The organism is Microbispora sp. CA-102843 (assembly GCF_050936215.1).
Classification (GTDB): domain Bacteria; phylum Actinomycetota; class Actinomycetes; order Streptosporangiales; family Streptosporangiaceae; genus Microbispora.
The window spans coordinates 2,809,195-2,829,227 of the sequence record NZ_JBNJNF010000001.1 but is presented as its reverse complement, the minus strand read 5'-3'; the positions used below and the strand labels follow the sequence as shown (position 1 = coordinate 2,829,227).

At 71.1% G+C, this 20,033-nt stretch carries 20 protein-coding genes; 5 read left to right on the top strand and 15 right to left on the bottom strand.

The genetic code is table 11. The features are described from left to right. Positions 1-34: 34 nt before the first annotated feature. On the bottom strand, positions 35-1,624 hold the full coding sequence (locus ACQEVJ_RS13325) for a Na+/H+ antiporter (protein WP_433100656.1): 1,590 nt from the start codon (positions 1,622-1,624) through the stop codon (positions 35-37). A 47-nt stretch (positions 1,625-1,671) separates the two neighbouring features. After that, positions 1,672-2,907: a hypothetical protein gene (locus tag ACQEVJ_RS13320; protein ID WP_433100655.1), complete on the bottom strand. Its 1,236-nt coding sequence runs from the start codon at positions 2,905-2,907 to the stop codon at positions 1,672-1,674. 225 nt (positions 2,908-3,132) lie between these two features. On the opposite strand from ACQEVJ_RS13320, the gene ACQEVJ_RS13315 reads away from it, so the two are divergent. Continuing rightward, positions 3,133-5,205 (top strand): ATP-dependent DNA helicase, encoded by a 2,073-nt coding sequence (locus tag ACQEVJ_RS13315; protein WP_433100653.1) that lies wholly within the window; start codon positions 3,133-3,135, stop codon positions 5,203-5,205. A gap of 34 nt (positions 5,206-5,239) precedes the next feature. Here the strand turns inward: ACQEVJ_RS13315 and ACQEVJ_RS13310 are convergent, their stop codons facing one another. Continuing rightward, complete coding sequence (locus tag ACQEVJ_RS13310) at positions 5,240-6,061, bottom strand: MOSC domain-containing protein (RefSeq protein WP_433100651.1); 822 nt, start codon at positions 6,059-6,061, stop codon at positions 5,240-5,242. 469 nt (positions 6,062-6,530) lie between these two features. On the opposite strand from ACQEVJ_RS13310, the gene ACQEVJ_RS13305 reads away from it, so the two are divergent. Then, positions 6,531-7,022: an NUDIX hydrolase gene (locus ACQEVJ_RS13305; RefSeq protein ID WP_433100649.1), complete on the top strand. Its 492-nt coding sequence runs from the start codon at positions 6,531-6,533 to the stop codon at positions 7,020-7,022. Positions 7,023-7,077: 55 nt separating this feature from the next. Here ACQEVJ_RS13305 and ACQEVJ_RS13300 read toward each other — a convergent pair whose 3' ends face one another. The 6 genes from ACQEVJ_RS13300 to ACQEVJ_RS13275 form a co-directional block, all read right to left on the bottom strand. Beyond that, the gene (locus ACQEVJ_RS13300; RefSeq protein WP_433100647.1) at positions 7,078-7,878 is read right to left on the bottom strand and encodes an SGNH/GDSL hydrolase family protein; all 801 of its coding nucleotides are present in this window, start codon (positions 7,876-7,878) and stop codon (positions 7,078-7,080) included. A 14-nt stretch (positions 7,879-7,892) separates the two neighbouring features. Next, positions 7,893-8,327, bottom strand: coding sequence for a type II 3-dehydroquinate dehydratase (gene aroQ, locus ACQEVJ_RS13295; protein WP_433100645.1), 435 nt, complete (start codon positions 8,325-8,327; stop codon positions 7,893-7,895). Further along, positions 8,324-9,400 carry a 3-dehydroquinate synthase gene (gene aroB / locus ACQEVJ_RS13290; RefSeq protein ID WP_433100643.1) on the bottom strand — a complete coding sequence of 359 codons (1,077 nt, stop codon included), beginning with the start codon at positions 9,398-9,400 and terminating at the stop codon, positions 8,324-8,326. Before aroB ends, aroQ begins: the two co-directional genes overlap by 4 nt. Then, positions 9,397-9,909, bottom strand: coding sequence for a shikimate kinase (locus ACQEVJ_RS13285; protein ID WP_433100641.1), 513 nt, complete (start codon positions 9,907-9,909; stop codon positions 9,397-9,399). The genes aroB and ACQEVJ_RS13285 overlap by 4 nt, the downstream gene beginning before the upstream one ends. A 14-nt stretch (positions 9,910-9,923) precedes the next feature. Continuing rightward, positions 9,924-11,102, bottom strand: coding sequence for a chorismate synthase (aroC, locus tag ACQEVJ_RS13280; RefSeq protein WP_433100639.1), 1,179 nt, complete (start codon positions 11,100-11,102; stop codon positions 9,924-9,926). A gap of 92 nt (positions 11,103-11,194) precedes the next feature. Then, positions 11,195-11,878 carry a prepilin peptidase gene (locus ACQEVJ_RS13275; RefSeq protein WP_433100637.1) on the bottom strand — a complete coding sequence of 228 codons (684 nt, stop codon included), beginning with the start codon at positions 11,876-11,878 and terminating at the stop codon, positions 11,195-11,197. A 184-nt stretch (positions 11,879-12,062) separates the two neighbouring features. Here ACQEVJ_RS13275 and ACQEVJ_RS13270 point away from each other — a divergent pair, with 184 nt between their 5' ends. Beyond that, entirely contained in the window at positions 12,063-12,302 is a 240-nt protein-coding gene (locus ACQEVJ_RS13270; RefSeq protein ID WP_433100635.1) for a hypothetical protein, read from the top strand. 14 nt (positions 12,303-12,316) lie between these two features. Here the strand turns inward: ACQEVJ_RS13270 and ACQEVJ_RS13265 are convergent, their stop codons facing one another. The 3 genes from ACQEVJ_RS13265 to ACQEVJ_RS13255 are packed head-to-tail and all read right to left on the bottom strand — an operon-like array spanning position 12,317 to position 14,964. Beyond that, on the bottom strand, positions 12,317-12,886 hold the full coding sequence (locus ACQEVJ_RS13265) for an SseB family protein (RefSeq protein ID WP_433100633.1): 570 nt from the start codon (positions 12,884-12,886) through the stop codon (positions 12,317-12,319). Between the two features lie 36 nt (positions 12,887-12,922). Further along, complete coding sequence (locus tag ACQEVJ_RS13260; protein WP_433100631.1) at positions 12,923-14,029, bottom strand: ring-opening amidohydrolase; 1,107 nt, start codon at positions 14,027-14,029, stop codon at positions 12,923-12,925. Next, positions 14,029-14,964: a carbamate kinase gene (locus tag ACQEVJ_RS13255; protein ID WP_433100629.1), complete on the bottom strand. Its 936-nt coding sequence runs from the start codon at positions 14,962-14,964 to the stop codon at positions 14,029-14,031. Before ACQEVJ_RS13255 ends, ACQEVJ_RS13260 begins: the two co-directional genes overlap by 1 nt. Positions 14,965-15,164: 200 nt before the next feature. Here ACQEVJ_RS13255 and ACQEVJ_RS13250 point away from each other — a divergent pair, with 200 nt between their 5' ends. After that, a complete protein-coding gene (locus ACQEVJ_RS13250; RefSeq protein ID WP_433100628.1) occupies positions 15,165-15,467 on the top strand; it encodes a hypothetical protein in 303 nt (100 codons plus the stop codon). Here ACQEVJ_RS13250 and ACQEVJ_RS13245 read toward each other — a convergent pair. From ACQEVJ_RS13245 to ACQEVJ_RS13235, 3 genes are all read right to left on the bottom strand, one after another. Continuing rightward, positions 15,380-15,757, bottom strand: coding sequence for a type II toxin-antitoxin system death-on-curing family toxin (locus tag ACQEVJ_RS13245; protein WP_433100626.1), 378 nt, complete (start codon positions 15,755-15,757; stop codon positions 15,380-15,382). The two genes, ACQEVJ_RS13250 and ACQEVJ_RS13245, sit on opposite strands and share 88 nt — an antisense overlap. Continuing rightward, positions 15,754-15,957, bottom strand: a complete 204-nt coding sequence (locus tag ACQEVJ_RS13240; protein WP_076434728.1) for a ribbon-helix-helix protein, CopG family — start codon at positions 15,955-15,957, stop codon at positions 15,754-15,756. Before ACQEVJ_RS13240 ends, ACQEVJ_RS13245 begins: the two co-directional genes overlap by 4 nt. Positions 15,958-16,028: 71 nt before the next feature. Continuing rightward, complete coding sequence (locus ACQEVJ_RS13235; RefSeq protein WP_433100624.1) at positions 16,029-17,204, bottom strand: pyridoxal phosphate-dependent aminotransferase; 1,176 nt, start codon at positions 17,202-17,204, stop codon at positions 16,029-16,031. A gap of 596 nt (positions 17,205-17,800) precedes the next feature. On the opposite strand from ACQEVJ_RS13235, the gene ACQEVJ_RS13230 reads away from it, so the two are divergent. After that, on the top strand, positions 17,801-19,942 hold the full coding sequence (locus ACQEVJ_RS13230; RefSeq protein ID WP_433100623.1) for a tetratricopeptide repeat protein: 2,142 nt from the start codon (positions 17,801-17,803) through the stop codon (positions 19,940-19,942). Positions 19,943-20,033 lie beyond the last annotated feature (91 nt).

Genomic DNA, 20,033 nt, shown 5'->3' with positions numbered 1-20,033 from the left:
GCGCCGAGCCCTGAGCGCCGAGCCCTGAGCCCGCTCAGCCGCGTTCGAGCGTCGCCTCCTCGAAGTCGAGCTCCTGCATGACCCGGTGGAGGACCTCGTCGTCGATGCGCCGCTCGTCGCGCAGCCGCACGAACACCTCGCGTTCGGCGGCGAGCATCTCGCGGCGCAGCCGCCGGTAGAGCGAGGCGGGCGTCTCCTCGCCCTCGGCGCCGGTGCCGCCGCCGAGCCGTTCCCAGGCGTGCAGGGCCCGGCGCTCGGAGCGGGTGCGCAACTGGTCGACGACCTCTTCGTGGACGTCCAGCACGCCGTCGGAGGTGAGCTCCTCCAGCCGCGCCAGAGCCGCGGCCGCGGCGGCCTGCTGGGCGCCCGCCTCCGCGAGGTCGTCGGCGTACCGCTCCGGGGCGGTGGAGACGCCCAGCCGCCTGATCAGCCAGGGGAACGAAAGCCCGTGGACGATCAGCGTGCCCACGACGATCGCGAACGTCAGGAACAGCAGCAGGTTGCGCTGGGGGAAGTTCTCGGGCAGGGCGAAGGCCGCGGCCAGCGACACCACCCCGCGCATGCCCGCCCAGCTCGTCAGCATCACGTTCTGCCAGGACGGCGTCTTGGGCTCCCGGGCGCGCACCCGCTTCGACAGCATCCGCGGCAGGTAGGTGCTGGGCGGCACCCACGCGATCCGCACGAGGACGACCACCAGGAACAGCACGATCGCGTACGTCGCCAGCGCCCCGGGCCGCTCGCCGCCCAGCCCGGCGATGATCGGGCGCAGCTGCAGCCCGATCAGGGCGAACACGATCGACTCCAGAACCAGGTCGACGACCTTCCACACCGCGTTCGACAGCAGCCGCGTGCCGTACGTCGTCCGGCTGAGCTCGTGGCCCAGGTAGATGCCGACGATCACGACGGCGATCACGCCGGAGGCGTGCACGGCCTCGGCCGCGAGGTAGGCGGCGTACGGCACGAGCAGCGAGACCCCGTTGGCGATCAGCGCGTCGCCGAGCCGCCGCAGCGCGAACCCCGCGAGGTACGCGATGGCGAGGCCGATCGCCACGCCGAGGCCGGCGGACAGGAGGAACTGCCCGCCGATGTCGAGCAGTCCGGCGGCGGCGCCGGTCACCGCGCCGACCGCGACCCTGTAGGCGGTCAGCGCCGTGGCGTCGTTGAACAGGCTCTCGCCCACGAGGATGGTCAGCGCCCGTCTCGGCAGGCCGAGCCTGCGTCCGATGGCGACCGCCGACACCGCGTCGGGAGGGGCGACGATCGCGCCGAGCGCGAAGGCCGCGGCGAGCGGAAGCTGGGGGACCATGGCGTGCGCGACGAAGCCGACCACCAGGGTCGTCACCAGGACGAGCCCGACGGCCAGGAGGCCGACGGGCCTGGCGGCGTCGCGCAGCCGCAGGTATGAGCTGTCCAGCGCCGCCGAGTAGAGCATCGGCGGCAGGAAGACCACCAGAACGATGTGGGGGTCGAGGCTGTAGTCGGGAACCCCCGGCACGTAGGAGGCGGCCAGCCCGGCCACCACCAGGATCAGGGGGGCCGACCAGTCGCGCCATCTGGCCAGGGCGGCGACGCCGAGAGCGCCGGCCGGGAGCAGGAGGAACTGCAGTGCCGTTGATGTGTCCATCAGACGACGAGGTTACTTACAGCTGGAACTCCCGATGACCGGGGCCCTCACCACCCTCGCGAATTCTCCCAGCCTTCCTCGTCCTCGTCCGACCACGGGATCGGGGAGTCCGTGGAGGGCTGCCCGCCGCGCCGCCTCCCGCGGCGCTCGTGCTCGGCGTGCTGGTCCGGGGCCTGGCCGGCCGGCCACTGGTCCGGCCGCAGGCGCTCTCCCGTGGTGTAGAGCGGCGGCTCGCTCACGTACTGCTCGTTCGCGTACTGCTCGTTCACGTACGGCCGGACCGCGCCGAGGCCGAGGGGATCGCTCGGGTCGACCGCCCCGGGGTGTTGCCCCACCGGCTGCGCGCCCGGGGGCTGCGGGGCCGAGGGGTAGACCGGCTGCGGACCGGTCTGGGCCGAGGAGGCGACGAGGCGGTCCTGGGTCGGCGTGCCCCGGGCGACGAGCACGTCGTTGGGGCCGAGCGCGGCCGGCGCGGGGTAGGCCTCGGGGGCCGGGGCGGGCGGCGGCACCGGCGGACGGGCGTACTGCCCTGTACCCGGATAATCGGGGCCGGGATAGTCCCGGTACTCGTAGTCGGGCTGGGCGGGCTGCTCGGGGAACCCGGCGTCGTGCGTCCCGCGGCGGTCCCGGGCGACGTACCCGTTCTCGCCCTGCGCGTAGCCGTCGCGGGCCATGCCGTACCCGTCCGGGACCTGGCCGTAGCCGTCGGGCGCGGCGGCGTGGCCCTCATCGGCGGCGTACCCGTCCCTGGCCTGGCCGTACGGGATCTGGGGCGCGTTATGAGGTGCGTTTTGGGGTGCGCCGTAGGGGTCCTGCACCGCGTATCCGTCACCGGGCTGCCCCGCGTACGCGTCGGGCACGGCGTAGGCGTCCTGGGCCCTCGCGTACGCGTCCTGGGATTCGGCCGCGTACGGGTCGTGGACCTGCGTGGCGTACGGGTCGTGGACCTGGGTCGCGTAGGCGTCCTGCCCCTGGTCCTGCGGGTGCGCGGGATACGCCTCCTGGGGGGCGTAGCCGTCCTGGCCCGCCATCCCCTGCTGGGGGAACGGTCCCGTCCCGGCGTCCTGCTCCTCGCCGCCCGCCTCGGCGAAACCCTCGTCCAGGGTGTCGATCAGCCGCCCCACATCGTCCATGGGCATGCGGAAACTGGCCGTGCACATCTCGCCCCGCCACAGGCTCAGCACCAGCGTGCCGTCGTGCCACGTGACCCGGAGCACGCGGTCCTGACCTCGTGCGTCGAAGAACACCTCGCCGAACGATGGCAGTGGGACAACTTCCGACATGGCAGACATAGTGCCTTTACCTGCCCTTTTCCGTCCACTCGATCTCGGGAACCCTCGCGAAACTTCCGTTTCGTCCCTTTTCGACCTCACTGGGTAGATCGCCGTTGACCTTGAGAGCACTGACATCTCAGTGTGCCATGCGCGCCGGGAGGGAGTTCCTGGAACGCCAGGATGTGGTGAGGCGGACACGCACAGGATGTCGGTCGCACCGGGTAGCGTTCTTCCGTGCCCAAGGACCGTCCTGAGCTTCCGCCCGTCGAAGAACTCCTCACCGCCGCGGTGACCGCAGTGGGCGGCGTGGAGCGCCCGGGCCAGGTCAAGATGGCACAGGCGGTGCGCGACGCCGTCGAGAGCGAGGAGCACCTCGCGGTGCAGGCCGGCACCGGCACCGGCAAGTCGCTGGCCTACCTCGTGCCCGCGATCAGGCACGCGGCCGAGAGCGGCGAGGCCGTGGTGGTGTCCACCGCCACGATCGCGCTGCAACGCCAGCTGGTCGATCGCGACCTGCCCCGGCTGGCCGACGCGCTCGAGAGCCTGCTGCCGCACCGCCCCGAGTTCGCGATCCTGAAGGGCCGCCGCAACTACCTGTGCCGCCACAAGATGGCCGACGGGATGCCCGAGGACGAGGACGACCAGCTCTTCGACCCGCGTGAGGTCAGCGCCACCGGCCGGATGGTGCAGCGTATCCAGGAGTGGGCCAACGAGACCGAGACCGGCGACCGCGACGAGATCGTGCCCGGCGTGAGCGACCAGGCCTGGCGGCAGTTCTCCGTGACCGCCCGCGAGTGCCTGGGGGTCCAGCGGTGCCCCAGCGGCGCCGACTGCTTCGCCGAGCTCGCGCGGGAGCGCGCGGGCGAGGCCGACATCGTGGTGACCAACCACGCGCTGCTGGCGATCGACGCCATGGAGGATTTCGCCGTCCTGCCCGAGCACGACGTGGTCGTGGTGGACGAGGCGCACGAGCTGGTCGACCGGGTGACGTCGGTGGTCACCGGGGAGCTGTCGGAGAGCACCGTGAGCCTCGCCGCGCGCCGGGCCGGGCGGCTCATCGAGCAGGGGGTGGCCGACCGGCTCCAGGAGGCGGGCGAGGACCTGCGCGCCCTGCTGACCGTCGCCCCGCCCGGCCGCGTCGACACGCTGCCGGGGTCGCTCGGGATGACGCTCGCGCTGGTGCGCGACGCCGCCTTCGCCTGCATCACGGCCCTCGGGCCACGCAACAAGGACAAGGACGACCCGGAGAACGCCGGGCTGCGCAAGGCCGCCTTCACCGCGCTGGACGAGGTGCACGACACCGCCCAGCGGATGCTCGACGCCTTCGGACCGGCGGCCGGCGGCGACGAGGCCGAAGACGACGCGGAGGACACCGGGGACTCACGGGATTCGGAGCGCGGCGCGAACGGCGGCGGCACGGGAGACGCCCGGTCCGAGGAGGTCCACCGGGCGGAGGTCGTCTGGCTGGAGGAGGGGCGCGGGCGCGTTCCCCCCGCCCTGCGGGTGGCGCCGCTGTCGGTCGGCGGCATGCTGCGCGACAAGCTGTTCGGCGACCGGACCGTCGTCCTCACCAGCGCCACGCTCGCGCTCGGCGGCTCGTTCGACAGCCTGGCCCGTCAGTGGGGCCTGCCGGCCGGGGACTGGACCGGCCTCGACGTCGGCTCGCCGTTCGACCACCCGCGCCGCGGCATCCTCTACGTCGCCACGCATCTCCCCCAGCCCGGCCGCGACGGCCTGCCCGAGGCGTACGTCGACGAGATCGCCGAGCTCATCGAGGCGGCCGGCGGCCGGACGCTCGGCCTGTTCTCCTCCATGCGGGCCGCGAAGGCCGCCACGGAGGCGCTGCGCGAGCGGCTCGACGTGCCGCTGCTGTGCCAGGGCGACGACTCGACCTCGCAGCTCGTCAAGCAGTTCGCGGGCGACCCCGCCACCTGCCTGTTCGGCACGCTGTCCCTGTGGCAGGGCGTCGACGTGCCGGGCCCCTCACTGACCCTGGTGATCATCGACAGGATCCCGTTCCCGCGTCCCGACGACCCGCTCGCTTCCGCCCGGCAGCGGCATGTGGCGGCCACGGGGGGCAACGGCTTCATGGCGGTGGCGGCCACCCACGCCGCGCTGCTGCTGGCGCAGGGCGCGGGCCGGCTGCTGCGGTCGATGGACGACCGGGGCGTCGTCGCCGTGCTCGATCCGAGGCTCGCCACCGCCCGTTACAGCGGGTTCCTGCTCAACTCGCTGCCGCCCTTCTGGCGCACCACCGACCCCGCGAAGGTCCGCGACGCGCTGCGCCGCCTCACCGCCGGCTCCTGAGCCGGGCCGGCCCCGTCACCGCGCGCCGCGGAGGTCAGGCCAGGGGGACGACGGGGTCCCCGACGCGGATCGTGCCGGTGTTGCGGGGGACGACGCGGATGCCGAACCAGGTCCTGCCGTCCCACTTGCGGTGCCGGGCGAGCGTGCGGAGCGGCTCCTTGCCCTTGAGGGCGCTGGCGGGGTCGATGGTGGTGACCGCGCACCTGTCGCACAGCTCCGACACCCGGAACTCCACCTCTCCGATGCGGACCTCCCGCCAGCCGTCCTCCGCGTACGGCTCCGCGCCGTCGACGACGGCGCTCGGCCGGAAGCGGGCCATTTCGAGCGGCCCCGGGGGCTCCTCTCCCCGCTCGGCGGCCTCCTTCGCGATCCACTCGTCCAGCAGGCGCAGCGACGACAGGGAGGCCAGCAGCAGCGGCGCGTCCCAGGCGAAGCTCACGACCTCCCCCGGCAGCCCGCCGTGCGCCGGGTCGATCGACCGGCGGCGCGGATCGTCCAGCCACACCAGCCGCGCCGTCCGGCCGAGCAGCCGGGTGAACCACTCGTCGGCCCGCGGATCGGCGGTCACCGCACGGTCCAGCCCGGTGAACCCGACCGGCACGCTCGGCCCGGCGGCCGGAGGGACGGTCAGATCGGGCATGCCGGGCGCCGACAGCGCCAGCCCGCCCCCGTCGAGATTGCGGGCGGTCACGGTGATCATGCGGGGGAACTCGCCGAGCCAGAGGTTGTCCCCGTCCTCGCCGATCACCGCCCAGCGGCGGTCGCCCGCCAACCCCCACTGCTCGACGAAACCGCTCTCTTGGGACAGACCGGCAGCAGACTTGAGGGGATATATCCGCAGATCGCATACCCGCATAATCAGAGCGTACGTGTCTGAAACCGCTTTCACGAGAGGGCGAGGGTCGGCCCCACCACCGCAGCGGCTCGGGCTCCGGCACCACACGCACCTCGGCCGGGCCGAACCCCGGCAGTCACCTCGGCGTCCCGCCTCCGGCCACGAGGGGCCCGGCCGGGTCTGGTCACATTTTCGTGACCGTGCCGAACGTCTCCCCCGCGTTCAGGCGCCGGATGAGGTCGAGCACGGCCTGCGGCCCGCCGTTCGCCGTGACCCACCGGCTTACCCGGCACGCCGCCTTCGCGTAGATGCGCGCGTCCGCGCCGGGGCGCGCGCCATCGCTTCCACGCCATCGTCACTCCCCTTCTCGACTTCCGGTGGTCGTGCGGCAGGAGCCTGGCGCGATGTCCGCTCGTCGCACAACGGACCGAGGTATGTCTGTGCCTGGGGCAGGGCGTGCGGCCCGGAACCGCGCGTAGAGTGCGGGGGCATGAGCGCTGACGCCCCTGCCACGCCGGTGTGCCTCACCCGAGGCGGCAGACCGGCCTTCGTCGTGAACGTCGAGGTCTTCTTGGAGCGCGACGGCCGATGGCTGCTCATCCGGAGGGGCGCGCAGGAGGCGCACGCGCCCGGCATGCTCGCCGGCGTAGGCGGCAAGGTCGAGGTCGACGGCGCGGGACTCGACGTGCTCGAGGAGACGGCACGACGCGAGGTCGCCGAGGAGATCGGAGTCGATCTCACGGGAGCCGGACTCTCCTACGTGGAGAGCGGGTTCTTCGTGACCGACGACGGCGACCCCGTTGTCAACGTGGTCTTCCGCGGAACGATGCCGCCTCACGCCCAGCCCGTGGTCGCCTCTGCGGAGGAGGTGGAGGGATTCCTCTGGGTCACCGCCGAGGAGGCCGAAGGCGATCCGGACTGCCCGCTCTGGACATCACGAAGCCTGCGCCGCGCGACGGCGCAGATCGGCACGGCGCGGTAGACGCCGATGCGAGCACGCTGGTGGCTACCCGCTGCCGGCGCGGCGCGGGCCCGGATCAGGGAGAGGGGATCGGGGGCAGCGGGCTGAGATCGGGCCGCTTGGGGGCGAGACCGTCGCCGGAGGACGTGCCGCGAAGGCGCCGCCCGATCCACGGGCCGAAGTGCTCCGTGAGCCACTGCACGTCCTCGCGGCGCTTGGCCCTCGGGTCCACCTGCTCCCGGGGCGGCCATGTCTTGCGCCAGTCGTCCTCGCCGGGCACGCCCAGCACGTGCAGGACCCGGGCCGCGACCAGGCGGTGGCCCTCGGCGTTCATGTGCAGCCGGTCGTCGCTCCAGGCCCGCCAGTCCCGCAATCCCTGCATCGACCACATGTCCACCAGGTGGCAGCCGTACAGGTCGGCGATCGAGCGGACGTGCATGAAGAAGATCGCGAACTTGCCGCGCACCCGGCGCATGATCGGGGTGTCCCGGGGGTCGGTGCCGGTGAACAGCACGACGTCCGCGCCCGTGGCCCTCAGGTCGCGTACGGCGGCGGCCAGCTTCTTGGCCATTTGGTCGGGGTCGGCGCCGGGGCGGATGAGGTCGTTGCCGCCCGCGCAGAAGCTGATCAGGTCGGGCTTCAGCCCGACGGCCACGGGCACCTGGTCGGCGACGATCTGGTCGATCAGCTTCCCCCGCACCGCGAGGTTGGCGTAGCGGAAGTCCGGCTCGAGTAAGGCGAGCCGCTCGGCGACCCGGTCCGCCCAGCCCCGGTAGCGGAGCACCTCCCCCGGCGCCGCAGGGGGCGCGCCCGGGAGGGGGTCGTTGAGCCCCTCGGTGAAGCTGTCTCCGACCGCCACATACGACCGGTAGCCCATGATCCCTTCTTTCGTCACTCGCCCATGCCGGCGATCGCACGCAGCGCGAGCTCGTACGACCGCATGCCGAACCCCGCGATCGTCCCGGTGGCCACCGCCGCCACGACCGAGGTGTGGCGGAACTCCTCCCGCGCGTTCGGGTTGGAGATGTGCACCTCGACCAGCGGAGCCGTACGCTGCGCGATCGCGTCGCGCAACGCGTACGAATAGTGGGTGAAGGCGGCGGGGTTGAGGACCACGGGGGTCCTGCTGTCGGCCGCCTCGTGGATCCAGCTCACCAGCTCGGCCTCGTCGTCGGTCTGCCTGACCTCCACCGACAGGCCCATCTCGCGGCCGGTCTCGCGGCACAGGGCCGCCAGGTCGTCGAAGGTCTGCGCGCCGTAGACGTCGGGCTCCCGGCTGCCGAGACGGCCCAGGTTGGGCCCGTTCAGGACAAGCACCTGCCTCATCGGGCGACCTCCCGGTACGCGGCTTCGAGCAGTTCCTCGGCGGGGTTCTCCAGGCGGGCGGGCCTGCCGATGTCGTCGAGCACGACGAACCGCAGCACCGCTCCCCTGGCCTTCTTGTCCACCCGCATGTGCTCGCGCAGCCGCGGCCAGGCGTCGGCGCGGTAGGAGGTGGGCAGCCCGACCGACTCGAGGATCGAGCGCGTGCGGTCCACGACGTCGCGGCCGACGCGGCCGTCGAGCCGGGACAGCTCGGCGGCGTAGACCAGCCCGATGGCCACGGCCTCACCATGCCTGATGTGGTAGTCCTCGACCCGCTCGATGGCGTGGGCGAGGGTGTGGCCGTAGTTGAGGATCTCCCGGAGGCCGCTTTCGCGCAGGTCCGCCCCGACGACGTCGGCCTTCACCCGGATCTTGCGCTCGACCAGCTCGCGGGTGTGCTCGCCTTCGGGGGTGCGGGCGGCGGCGGGATCGTCCTCAATGAGCATGAGGATCGTGGGGTCGGCGATGAAGCCGCCCTTGATGATCTCGGCGAGGCCGGCGACGTAGTCCTCGCGCGGCACGCTCGCCAGCGTGGCCAGGTCGCACAGCACGCCCTTCGGCGGGTGGAAGGACCCGACCAGGTTCTTGCCCTCGGGCGTGTTGATGCCGGTCTTGCCGCCGACCGCCGCGTCCACCATGGCCAGCAGCGTGGTCGGCACCTGCACGACCTGGACGCCGCGCAGCCACGTCGCGGCCACGAACCCGGCGAGGTCGGTGGTCGCCCCGCCGCCGACGCCGACGACCGCGTCGGAACGCGTGATGCCGTACCGCCCGAACGCCGACCACAGCTCGGCCGCCACGTGGACGGACTTGGCCTCCTCGCCGTCCGGCACGGGCAGGGCGACGACCTCGAACCCGGCGCCCTCCAGGGTCTCGCGCACCGGCCTGGCGATCTCGGGCAGCCCGGCGGGGTGGATCACGGCGACCGTGCGCACCTTGGTGTCCAGCAGGCCCGGCAGCTCCGGCAGCACATCGGTGCCGACGACGACGTCGTACGGGCTTTCGCCCCGCACGGTGATGCGTGTCGCGGTCACAGCGCCGCCTCGATCTCGGTCACCACGTCCTCGGGCTCGCGGCCGTCGGTGGCGACGGTGATCGCGGCGAGGCCCTCGTAGATCGGCCGGCGCTGCTCCATCAGCTGCCTGAGCCGGCTGCGCGGGTTCAGCACCAGCAGCGGCCGGGCCGAGGCGAGGCCGACCCGCTTGACCGCCTGGTCGAGCCCGACCTGGAGGTACACGACCCGGTGGCCGGACAGCAGCTTCTGGGTGTGCTCGTGCAGGATCGCGCCGCCGCCGAGCGCGAGCACGCCGGGGTGCGTCTCCAGCGCGTCGCGCACGGCCTGCGCCTCCAGCTCGCGGAACCGCTCCTCGCCGTCCTCCACGAACACGTCGCTGACGGTCTTGCCGGCGAGGGCCTCGACGTCGGCGTCGGTGTCGCGGAACGGGAGGCCGAGGCGGTCCGCGAGGAGCCGCCCGACCGTGGACTTGCCCGAGCCGGGCGGGCCGATGAGGACCGCGGCGGGGCCTTGGGACGCCGATTGCATGATCACAAACCCTATTACTTGATGACCAGGGACGACAGGTAGCCCGCCAGGTTGCGCGCGACCTCTTCGACGGAGTCGCCGCCGAACTTCTCGACGGCCGCGTCCGCGAGCACCAGCGCCACCATCGCCTCGGCGACGATCGCGGCGGCCGGAACCGCGCAGACGTCCGAGCGCTCGTGGTGCGCCTTGGCCGGCTCGCCGGTCAGCACGTCGACCGTGGCGAGCGCGCGGGGCACGGTGGAGATCGGCTTCATCGCGGCGCTGACCCGCAGCGGCTCGCCGTTGGTCATGCCGCCCTCGACGCCGCCGGCCCGGTTGGTCATCCGGCGCACACCCTCGGGGGTGTTCTCGATCTCGTCGTGGGCCCGCGAGCCGGGACGGCGGGCGGTCTCGAAGCCGTCGCCGACCGCGACCCCCTTGATCGCCTGGATGCCCATGAGCGCCCCGGCGAGGCGGGCGTCGAGGCGCCGGTCCCAGTGGGTGTAGCTGCCGAGGCCCGGCGGCAGGCCGTAGACGACGACCTCGACCACGCCGCCGAGGGTGTCGCCGTCCTTGTGCGCCTTGTCGATCTCGGCGATCATCGCCGCGCTCGCGGCCGGGTCGACGCAGCGCACCGGGTCGGCGTCCACGGACTCCATGTCGCCGGGGCCGGGGAGCACGTCGTGGGGCGCGACGGCCTCGCCGATCGAGACCACGTGGCTGACGATGTCGACGCCGAGGGCCTGCTTGAGGAAGGAGCGGGCGACCTGGCCGAGCGCCACCCGGGCGGCGGTCTCCCGGGCGCTGGCCCGGTCGAGCACCGGCCGCGCGTCGTCGAAGCCGTACTTCTGCATGCCGGCGAGGTCCGCGTGGCCGGGGCGGGGCCGCGACCGCGGCGCGTTGCGCGCCTGGCCCTCCAGCAACTCGGGGGCCACCGGATCGGCGGCCATCACGGTCTCCCACTTCGGCCACTCGGTGTTGCCGATGCGGATCGCGACGGGCGAGCCGAGCGTGCGGCCGTGCCGTACGCCTCCGGAGATCGTCACCTCGTCCTGCTCGAACTTCATCCGCGCCCCGCGGCCGTATCCGAGGCGGCGGCGGCGCAGCGCCTCTGCGAGGTCGGCGGTGGTCACCTCCACCCCGGCGGGCAGGCCTTCCAGGATCGCGAGAAGCTCGGGGCCGTGCGACTCCCCGGCAGTCAACCAGCGCAGCATGGTGACAAGTCTTCCATGTGCGCCCGACTGCGGCGTCCCCCTGACACCCCCATGACTGTACGCGGATCCCCCAGACCGGAAAACCACACGTGCTACCCACCGGGGGAAGCCCCGGGGAAAGCCACCGCCACGAGCGCCCCCGCGAGCATGAACGGGCCGAACGGGAACTCGGTCGTGCGGGTGGCTCTACGAGCCAGGAGCAGCCCCACGGCGTACAGCGCGCCGAGGACCTGGCCCGCCATCCCGGCGACCACCGTGGCCTGCACGCCGAGCGCGCCGGTGAGCAGGCCGATCAGCCCGGCCAGCTTCACGTCGCCGAGCCCGAGGCCCGTGGGGCGGGCGAACCACAGCACGGCGTAGACCGCGCCGAGCGCGCAGCCCGACGCCACCGCGGGCAGCAGGCGGCCCGACGGCGCGAGCAGGGCCAGCAGGATCGGGTACGACGGCAGCGTGATCGCGTCGGGCAGCCGCCAGGTTCTCCTGTCGATCTCCGCGAGCGCGGCCCCCGCGGCCACCGCGTACAGCCAGGCGGCGAGCACCCAGCCGTCGTGGACGCGCCAGGCCACCAGCGCCGCGGCCAGCGCGGTCGCGGCCTCGACCGCGTACGGCGGGCGGGGCAGCGGCACGGCACGGGCCGCGGCGGCGAAGGCCCCCCTCGCCTCCCCGCGGCGGCTCTCGCGCTGATCGCCCGGCTCCGCGTCGAATCCGGCGGCGGCGGCCCGCGCGTACGCGCCGGCGATCAATCCGAGGACGGCGACGAGGACGACAAGGGACACCCGGCCGACACTAATGCCCCTCGCCCGGCCTCGTTCCGGGCACGGGCCCGCCTGTGGACAACGTATGCGGCTCCCCTCGCCGAGTTCGGCTCCGGGAAGGCCGACCCGGTGACGAGACGGCGAAAGGCCGCGGCCAGTACGCTGATCGCGAGCCCCTCTCCGATGAGGCCGGAAGGAGGGCGGGATGACAGACCCGTCCCTGACCGCACTGGTGCCGCTTCTCGTCCTGGTCGTGGCGTTGACGGCCGACGCCTGGGTTTACACGGACGCCAAAGAGCATCTCAAGCGGGGCGACCCCGCGGTCTTCACCCTCGGGTCCGTCCGGATCGCGACGCCCCAGGCGTGGTTTCTGGGATGCCTCATCCTGTGGGTCGTCTTCTTCCCGCTCTACCTGACGGTCACCGGGCGCAATCCCTTCCGGTAACGCCACAGGAGGGGTCACGCGCGGCGGCGGCTCCACCAGCGGCCGCGGCGCTTCTCCTCCGCGGTCCCCAGACGGGCCACCATGGCGCCCGGCACCTCGCGGGCGAGGCGGTCCACCGCGGAGGCGTCCCTCTTGGCCTCCTCCACCGTGGCGAGGGCCTGCAGCATGCCGCCCTCGATCACGAACGGGACCGGCCCGGCCACGTCCACCACCACGGCGGCGGCGCTCTCGTGCCGCGCCGCCTGGCAGACCTGCGGGGCGGTGGCCTGCACCGGCCGGGCGTCCGCGCGCCACCTGCGCATCGGCTCGGTCCCGGTGAAGGCGAGCACGGCCTCACGGCCGTCCTTGCCGACCAGTTTCGGGAGGGCCATCTCGCTCTCCTTCTCCTGGCGCAGGCCGTGCTCCCCCACCTCCGACTCGGTGAGCAGCGCGACCACGGGCACGAGCAGCCTGGTCCCGGCGAGCGCCGCCAGGACGTCGGCCGCGGTCGCCGTGCCGGTCTGGAACGCCGCCAGCGCCGACGCGACGGACGCGTCGGTGCCGCCGTCGTCGTCGGGGCGCAGGGGCTGCGGAATCGATGGCACGTCTCCCGACCCTACCCCCGGGGGCCGCTGGGGGTGTCAGCCCAGGTCCGCGATGGCGATCACCGGGCCTCCGCCGGACGGGCCCTGGTGGACCGCCGCCACGGAGACGAACACGGCCGGGTCGCCGGTCACGCTCGCCGCCACCCCGCCGACGGTCGCCTTGATCTGGCGGTGCCAGTGGACGTCGGAGTCGTCGAGCATGATGTTGCGCCGCCCGCGTACGCGGCCCGACGGGTCGGCCTCGCACTTGATGAACAGGTTGACCAGCCGGTCGCCGAGGTCGTCCGGGTGCGGGCGCTCCGGCAGGTCGACGCCCGCGCCGCGGATGGCCTCCCAGATCCCCTCGGTGTCCAGGGCGTCCTTCATGACCGAGTGTCCGGCGCGGTAGCGCCCGCCGATCCCGCGTACGTTGCCCACCACGACGATCTGGGCCCGGTCGAGCTCGACACCGCTGGAGCACGAGGCGACCGACGAGTAGAGCGACAGGTCCTTGTGGATCTGCTCGGCCGAAGGCATCTCGATCTCACCGAGCGCGACCGCGATGCCGAGGGCCGTGGTGGAGTTGGAGATGTCCATCGACTTCAACGTGTCCTCGGTGACGACCGTCTGGCCGCGCTCCTTGGCGTCGGTGATCGTGGACAGCGTGAGCAGCGGCGTCTTGGTCTGCACGTAGTGGACGTCGGCCGGGTCGTCGATGCCGGCGATCTTCATCGCCTCACGCACCCCGGCGGCCACCTTCTCGACCATGGCGGGCCTGCCGATGTCCTCGGGGAGGATCACCTCGCTCATCGCCACGCCGACGCTCACCCGCGGCTCGTCGGTCCGCACGGCCGTGGCGGGATCGACGGTCGCGAAGATCGTCGCGTGCGGGCTGAGCACGCCGTCGGTGCCGCCGGACCACACCAGGGGCACCTGCGCGGCTTCCTCGGCGGTGCGCGTGCCCTTGGCCACGAGCACCTCGCGGAAGGCACGGTCGGCCAGGATCCGCGTGTAGTCGTTCACGCCGCCGTTGCCCTCGGTCTTGCCGATCACGGCCAGCACGCGGTCGGCCTCGATCACGCCGTCGTCGATCAGCCTCGCCAGCCCGGAGGCGTCGGTGACGCTCTCGATGGGGACCTTCCGTACCTCGATCGGATCCGGCACTATCTCTCCACCCCTCTGTACACCCTCGTACCGATATTTCCTGACAGCGCGGCACCGATGTGGTGCAGCGAGGTGATCACGGACCGTCCCCCGGTCTCCTCGGCGAAACGCAGGGCGGCCTCGACCTTGGGCCCCATGCTGCCGCCGGCGAAGTGACCGGCCGCCTGCAACTCGCGCAGGGCGGCGACGTCGATCTCCCCGATCGGGCGGGCGCGGGCCGTGCCGAAGTCCACGGCGGCGTTCGGCACGTCCGTCGCGATCACGAGATCGGTGGCGCCGACGGCCACCGCCAGCGCGGCGGCGGCGAGGTCCTTGTCGATCACGGCCTCGATTCCGGTCAGCGTGCCGTCCTCCCCGCGTACGACCGGCACTCCCCCGCCTCCCGCGGCGACGACGGTGAATCCGGCGTCGATGAGCGCGACGGCGGCGGGGGCGTCGGGGATCTCCACGGGCCGCGGCGAGGCGACCACCCGCCGCCACCCGCGGTCGAACCGCCGCCAAACCTGGCCGTGCCCCTCGAAGCGGCGCGCCTCGTCCTCTCCGAAGTACCGCCCGATCGGCTTGACGGGGTCCTGGAACGCCGGGTCGGCCGGGTCCACGAGCGTGCGGGTGACGATCGCCGCCACCCGGGCGTGCCCCAGCTCGCGCTGCAGGGCGTTCATGATGAGCGTGCCGATCGTGCCCTGCGTCTGGGCCACGCACCAGTCGAGCGGGACGGGCGGCACGACGTGGGCGGCGAGCTGGTTCTTCAGCAGGAGGTTGCCGACCTGGGGGCCGTTGCCGTGGGTGAGCACCACCTCGTGCCCGGCCCTGCTGAACGCCGCCACATGGGCCATCGCCTCGCCGATCGCCCGCTGCTGGTCGGCCGGGGACGCGCTCCCGTCGGGAGCCGTCATGGCGTTGCCGCCGAGTGCGATCAGTACGCGTCCGCCCACACCCGGAAACTATCCAGCCCCATCCGGGCCTTCATTGGCGAGTCTCGCCCACCCCTGCCGCATCCATGGGCAGATTTCACCAAGCTCGGCACCGAGCACCGGGGCCGTTCGCGCCGGAGTCCGGGCGTTCCCCCGCCCGGAAGGTGAGGACTTCCAGCGGCTGAGCGCGTTCCTCGGCTCCTTCGTTCACGGCCTTCTTGATGCTCTGGTTCGCCTGGCGGGCCCATCACACGCTGTTCGACCAGATCGAGCGGGTGTCCCGGCCGATGCTCGTGCCGCGCATCCCGCTGCTGTTCTTCGTGGCGTCCGTGCACGACATCGATCTTCGGCGAGGCCGGCGCAGACCGTCTGCAGGCCGCGGCGGGCGGCAGGGCTCTGGCGACCCCGCTCGTCGCCACCGGCACGGTCCGGTTGCTCAGGAGGCGGTGAAGCCCCGCAACACGTCCGCGATCTCGTCGACCTCGGTGAGCTTCCCCGACGCGACCGCGATCACCAGGTCGTAGGCCGAGTCGTCATCCGTGTCCACCTCCACGCCGTTGTAGGCAAGGAAGACCACAGTGGAGACCCAGGCGACCCGCTTGTTCCCGTCGATGAAGGGGTGGTTGATCGCCAGTGAGTGCAGTAACGCGGCGGCCTTCGCCAGAAGGTCGGGGTATGCCTCCTGGTCGAACATCCTCGCCTGCGGCCGGTGCACAGCCGAGTCGAGCAGGCCGAGGTCTCGGAGCTGGGGTGTGGCCTCAACGGCCAGTTCGGCCAGATCCAGATCCTGCTCGACCGTCAGATAGCGGGTCACTGGGCGAGGCGGTCGAGCACCGGCTTCCAGCGGCGCACCGCCTCGACACCGAGGCGGTGCACTTCCTCATCGGCGGTGTGCCGTGCGAGGTACTCCTCCACCGCGGCGACGACGATCTGCTGCATGCTCCGGCCTTCCTTCTCGGCGCGCCGCCGGAGGGCCTCGGTCTGCTCATCGGTCAGGCGAAGCGTCATGGCCATGCCTCCATCCTACGGCGCGGTATCACACTGATACCATCAACCGAGAGCATGGGAGTGGTGACGCTCCGCCATCAAACCCGATCGTCGCCGAGGCGGCGCAGGCGGGTCACCGCCTCGTCGATGACCTCGTCGCGCTTGCAGAAGGCGAACCGCAGGAAGTGACGGCCCCGCGCGGGGTGGTCGTAGAAGACCTGGGTCGGGATGGCCACGACCCCCGCCAGCTCGGGCAGCCGCCGGGCCAGCTCCAGCCCGTCCTCGAAGCCGAGCGGCCGTATGTCGGTCTGCACGAAATAGGTGCCGGCCGGCCGGAGCACGTCGAAACCGGCCGTCGTCAGGCCCGCCACGAGGCGGTCCCGCTTGGCCTGCAGGTCCGCCCGCTGGGCCGAGACCCACTCCATCTCCTCCCGCAGGGCGTACGCGACCGCGGCCTGCCAGGGGGCGTTCGCGGTGAAGGTGAGGAACTGCTTGACCGCCTGCACGGCGCCCGCGAGCGGCGCCGGAGCGCACACCCAGCCGGTCTTCCAGCCGGTGACGCTGAAGGTCTTGCCCGCGGAGGAGATCATGACCGTGCGCTCGCGCATGCCGGGCAGCGTGGCGAGCGGCACATGTTGGACGCCGTCGAAGGTGAGGTGCTCGTAGACCTCGTCGGTCACCGCGATCAGGTCGTGCTCCCGGCACACGCGGGCGACGCACTCCAGCTCCTCGCGGGTGAACACGGTCCCGGTCGGGTTGTGCGGCGAGTTCACCAGGATCGCCCGGGTGCGAGGCGTGATCGCGGCCTCCAGCTCGGCCGGGTCGAAGGTGAACCGCCCCGCGTCGACGCGCAGCGTGACCGCCCTGCGCACGGCCCCCGCGAGCGCGACGGCCGCGGCGTAGGAGTCGTAGTAGGGCTCGAAGACGACCACCTCGTCACCCGGTTCGCAGAGCGCGAGGATCGTCGCGGCGATGGCCTCGGTGGCGCCGACGGTGACGAGGACCTCACCGTCGGGGTCGTAGGCCAGGCCGTACCACTGCTTGCGGTGCTCGGCGACCGCCTGCCGCAGCTCGGGGAGGCCCGGCCCGGGCGGGTATTGGTTGAGGCCGCTCCGCACGGCCTCGACCGCGCGCTCCAGCATGCGCTCCGGCCCGTCGGTGTCCGGGAAGCCCTGGCCCAGGTTGATCGAGCCCGTCTCCACGGCCAGCTTCGTCATCGTGGCGAACACGGTCGTGCCGAACTCCCGCATCCGCCGCACCAGCGGCTCACTCACGCCGTCAGCCTATCTGGAACCTTCAATACGTCAGGTGCAAGCCTCGACAGCACAATGCAGACGACGGGGAGAACCGCCCCCCTGCCTGCACCGCAACTCGCCCCAGGACATCGGCCGCGCACAACATTTGCCTCATTTCCCCACCGCAGACGCCAAAGGATCCCCGGCTCACAACTGGCAGGAATTCCATGAACGACTTCCCCGTTCCGCACACGCCGATCGCCATTTACACCAACATACCTCGGGAGGAGTTGCCGGACGGCCACCGAACCAAATAATTTACTTGTCCTTCGATTGGGGTCTTCGATTCACTAGGTCCGGAATTCTCGCGCTTGTCCGAAAACCTCGTCACGGGCGCCCTCCTACGGGTAGCCTACGAGCGGGATGGCAGCGCAGGCCGCCCTTGGGAAGAGCGTTCGAAGGAGCCGGTCTTGCCACGTCGTCGGACCTCATGGGTTTTGACTACATCGGTCATCGCTGTCGTCTTGCTGCCGACGACGACCAACGTCGCCTCGAATGCTCTTCCCGATTCCTGGCGATCGAACCTTTGGCTAGCGTGGCCCATCTGCATACTGCTCGCGATTCCCGTACTGGTGATGGAGCTGCGCACACGGCACGACGCGCCTGCCGAATATACACCTCCCCCAGCTACGGCCGCCCCGGACACCGACGCTCAGATATGGAATATCCCGGCGCCCGTTAAGAAATTCAGCAATCGCAGAGCAGAGTTTCGCAGAATCGGCACGATATTGATGCGAGGAAGCGGTCGAGCGCTTCTATTGTGCGGCATGGGGGGTGTCGGAAAAACGCAACTCGCTCTCGCTTACGCACAGCGCCGACGCTCGTCGGTCACTCTGGGATGGCGGATTTCGGCGGGTAGCCGAGCGTCGGCGATCTCTTCCCTGGCAGAGCTCGGCCGCCAACTGAACCTGTCCTCCCCCACCGCCGAGTCCACAGCTAAGAAAGTCGTGGAGTCACTGAGCGAGCGGGAGGGATGGCTACTCATATTCGACGACGCCAGGACCTGCGAGGACCTGCTGGATCTAGTACCCGTCACGTCAGGCGGTCAGGTCCTCATAACGTCCAGGAACCCACAATTCGATCGTCTTGCAGAGACTCTGCTCCTACAGGTGTTCCCACAGGAAGAGGCCGCCCGGTTCTTGCGCAACCGCGTCGGCGACACCGACCAGGACTCCTCTGAAGAACTGGCGACGAGGCTTGGGGGCCTGCCTCTCGCGCTGGAGCAGGCGGGCGCCTACTGCCGTGACTCCGGCATCGGTCTCCGCGACTACCTGCAGCGCTACGACTCCAGCCGGGCGCGCCTGCTTCGGCAGGGTTCAGGCCTCAATCGCGTCAGCGTGGAGGCGACTCTCGAGCTTTCCTTCGACTGGGTCGCGCGACGCAATCTCGCAGCCATGCAACTCCTTCGCGTCCTCGCGTTCATGGCGCCGGCGGAGGTTCCTCGAAACCTGCCTGCGATAAACCCGTCCGTGCTTCCTCGTGCGCTCGCGCACGCCTGTGCCGATGTCGTGGGCCTCGATGAGACCATCGCGACGCTCCTCCAGGCGTCCCTTCTCACCTCGGCCACCGCAGAGCACATCCGGGTTCACCAGTTGATCTCAGACGTGCTCCGCGACAGGATCACAGCCGATGGGAACCGCAGGTTGCGGTGGTTACGCGGCCTGCGGACGACATTTCTGCCGGGAAGAGACTCGTCCTCGTCCTGGAGCGTCTCACGCTGGGTGAACGCCACTTTGGCTCTCCTGTGGGCGGGCGTGCAGGTAGACGAGCGGGACCCGGACGGTTGGAGTCGCGCCGCCACCCTGCTTCCCCATGCGGAGAAGGTCTGGACCTACCTGGCGAACGGAGGGGTGACATTTCGCAAAAAGGAGATGATTCTTGCCGCACAACTCTTCGGCGAGCTTGGCATTCGGCTGTTCCGAAGCGGCGACTACGCGGTGGCCGAAGAGCTGTGCCGCCGAGCTCTGCGGATCGGCCAAGAGACGCTCTCCGACACCGACCCACGCCTGCTGCGCCTGACGAACTGTCTTGCCCAGGTCACTCACGGACTCGGAAATCTGAACGAAGCAAAAGACCTCTATGAGCAGATCCTCTCTGTTTACCGCCGCGACTACGGAGAGGACCACTCGGACACAATCCAGACGATGAATGATCTGGGCGGTGTCCTCATGGAACTGGATGAGCGTCTTCCCCATGCAAGGCGCATATACGAGCAGGTCGTTTCCACACGGTTACGCACACTCGGTGAACGTAACGTCCACACTCTTATGGCAATGAACAACCTCGGCAAGGTGTGCCGGCGTCTTCACGACCTCTCCACTGCCCGTACTCTTGCCACAAAGGTAGTAAGGGTCGGAAGCGAGCTGTTAGGAGAGGAGCATCCCGACAATCTCGTCTGGATGAACAACCTCGCGGAGGTGTCGCGTGCGCGAGGAGACCTGGAAGAGGCGCATACGCTCCATCAGAAGGTCCTCACACTGCGACGCAAGGTACTGGGCGAGACGCATCCCGCGAGCATCGTATCCATGAACAACCTCGCGCGGGTCATGCGCCTGCTCGGCGACACGACTGCTGCCCTCCAACTGTACGAAGAGTCCCTGAGACTGACTCGTCAGGGCGTGGGGGAAGGCCACCCATCCTTTACCGCAGCCGAGAAAGGGGTGCGGGAGTGCCTGGCAGACCGTCACCGACTAGACGGCGGGAATGACTCCTCATAGGGTCGGCCGTGAAGTGGTGCCGATCCGCTGGGGACCTACATACCCGCGCAGCCCGGAGGGCGTCGCAAGGGCGAAATAAACGCTTTCCCAA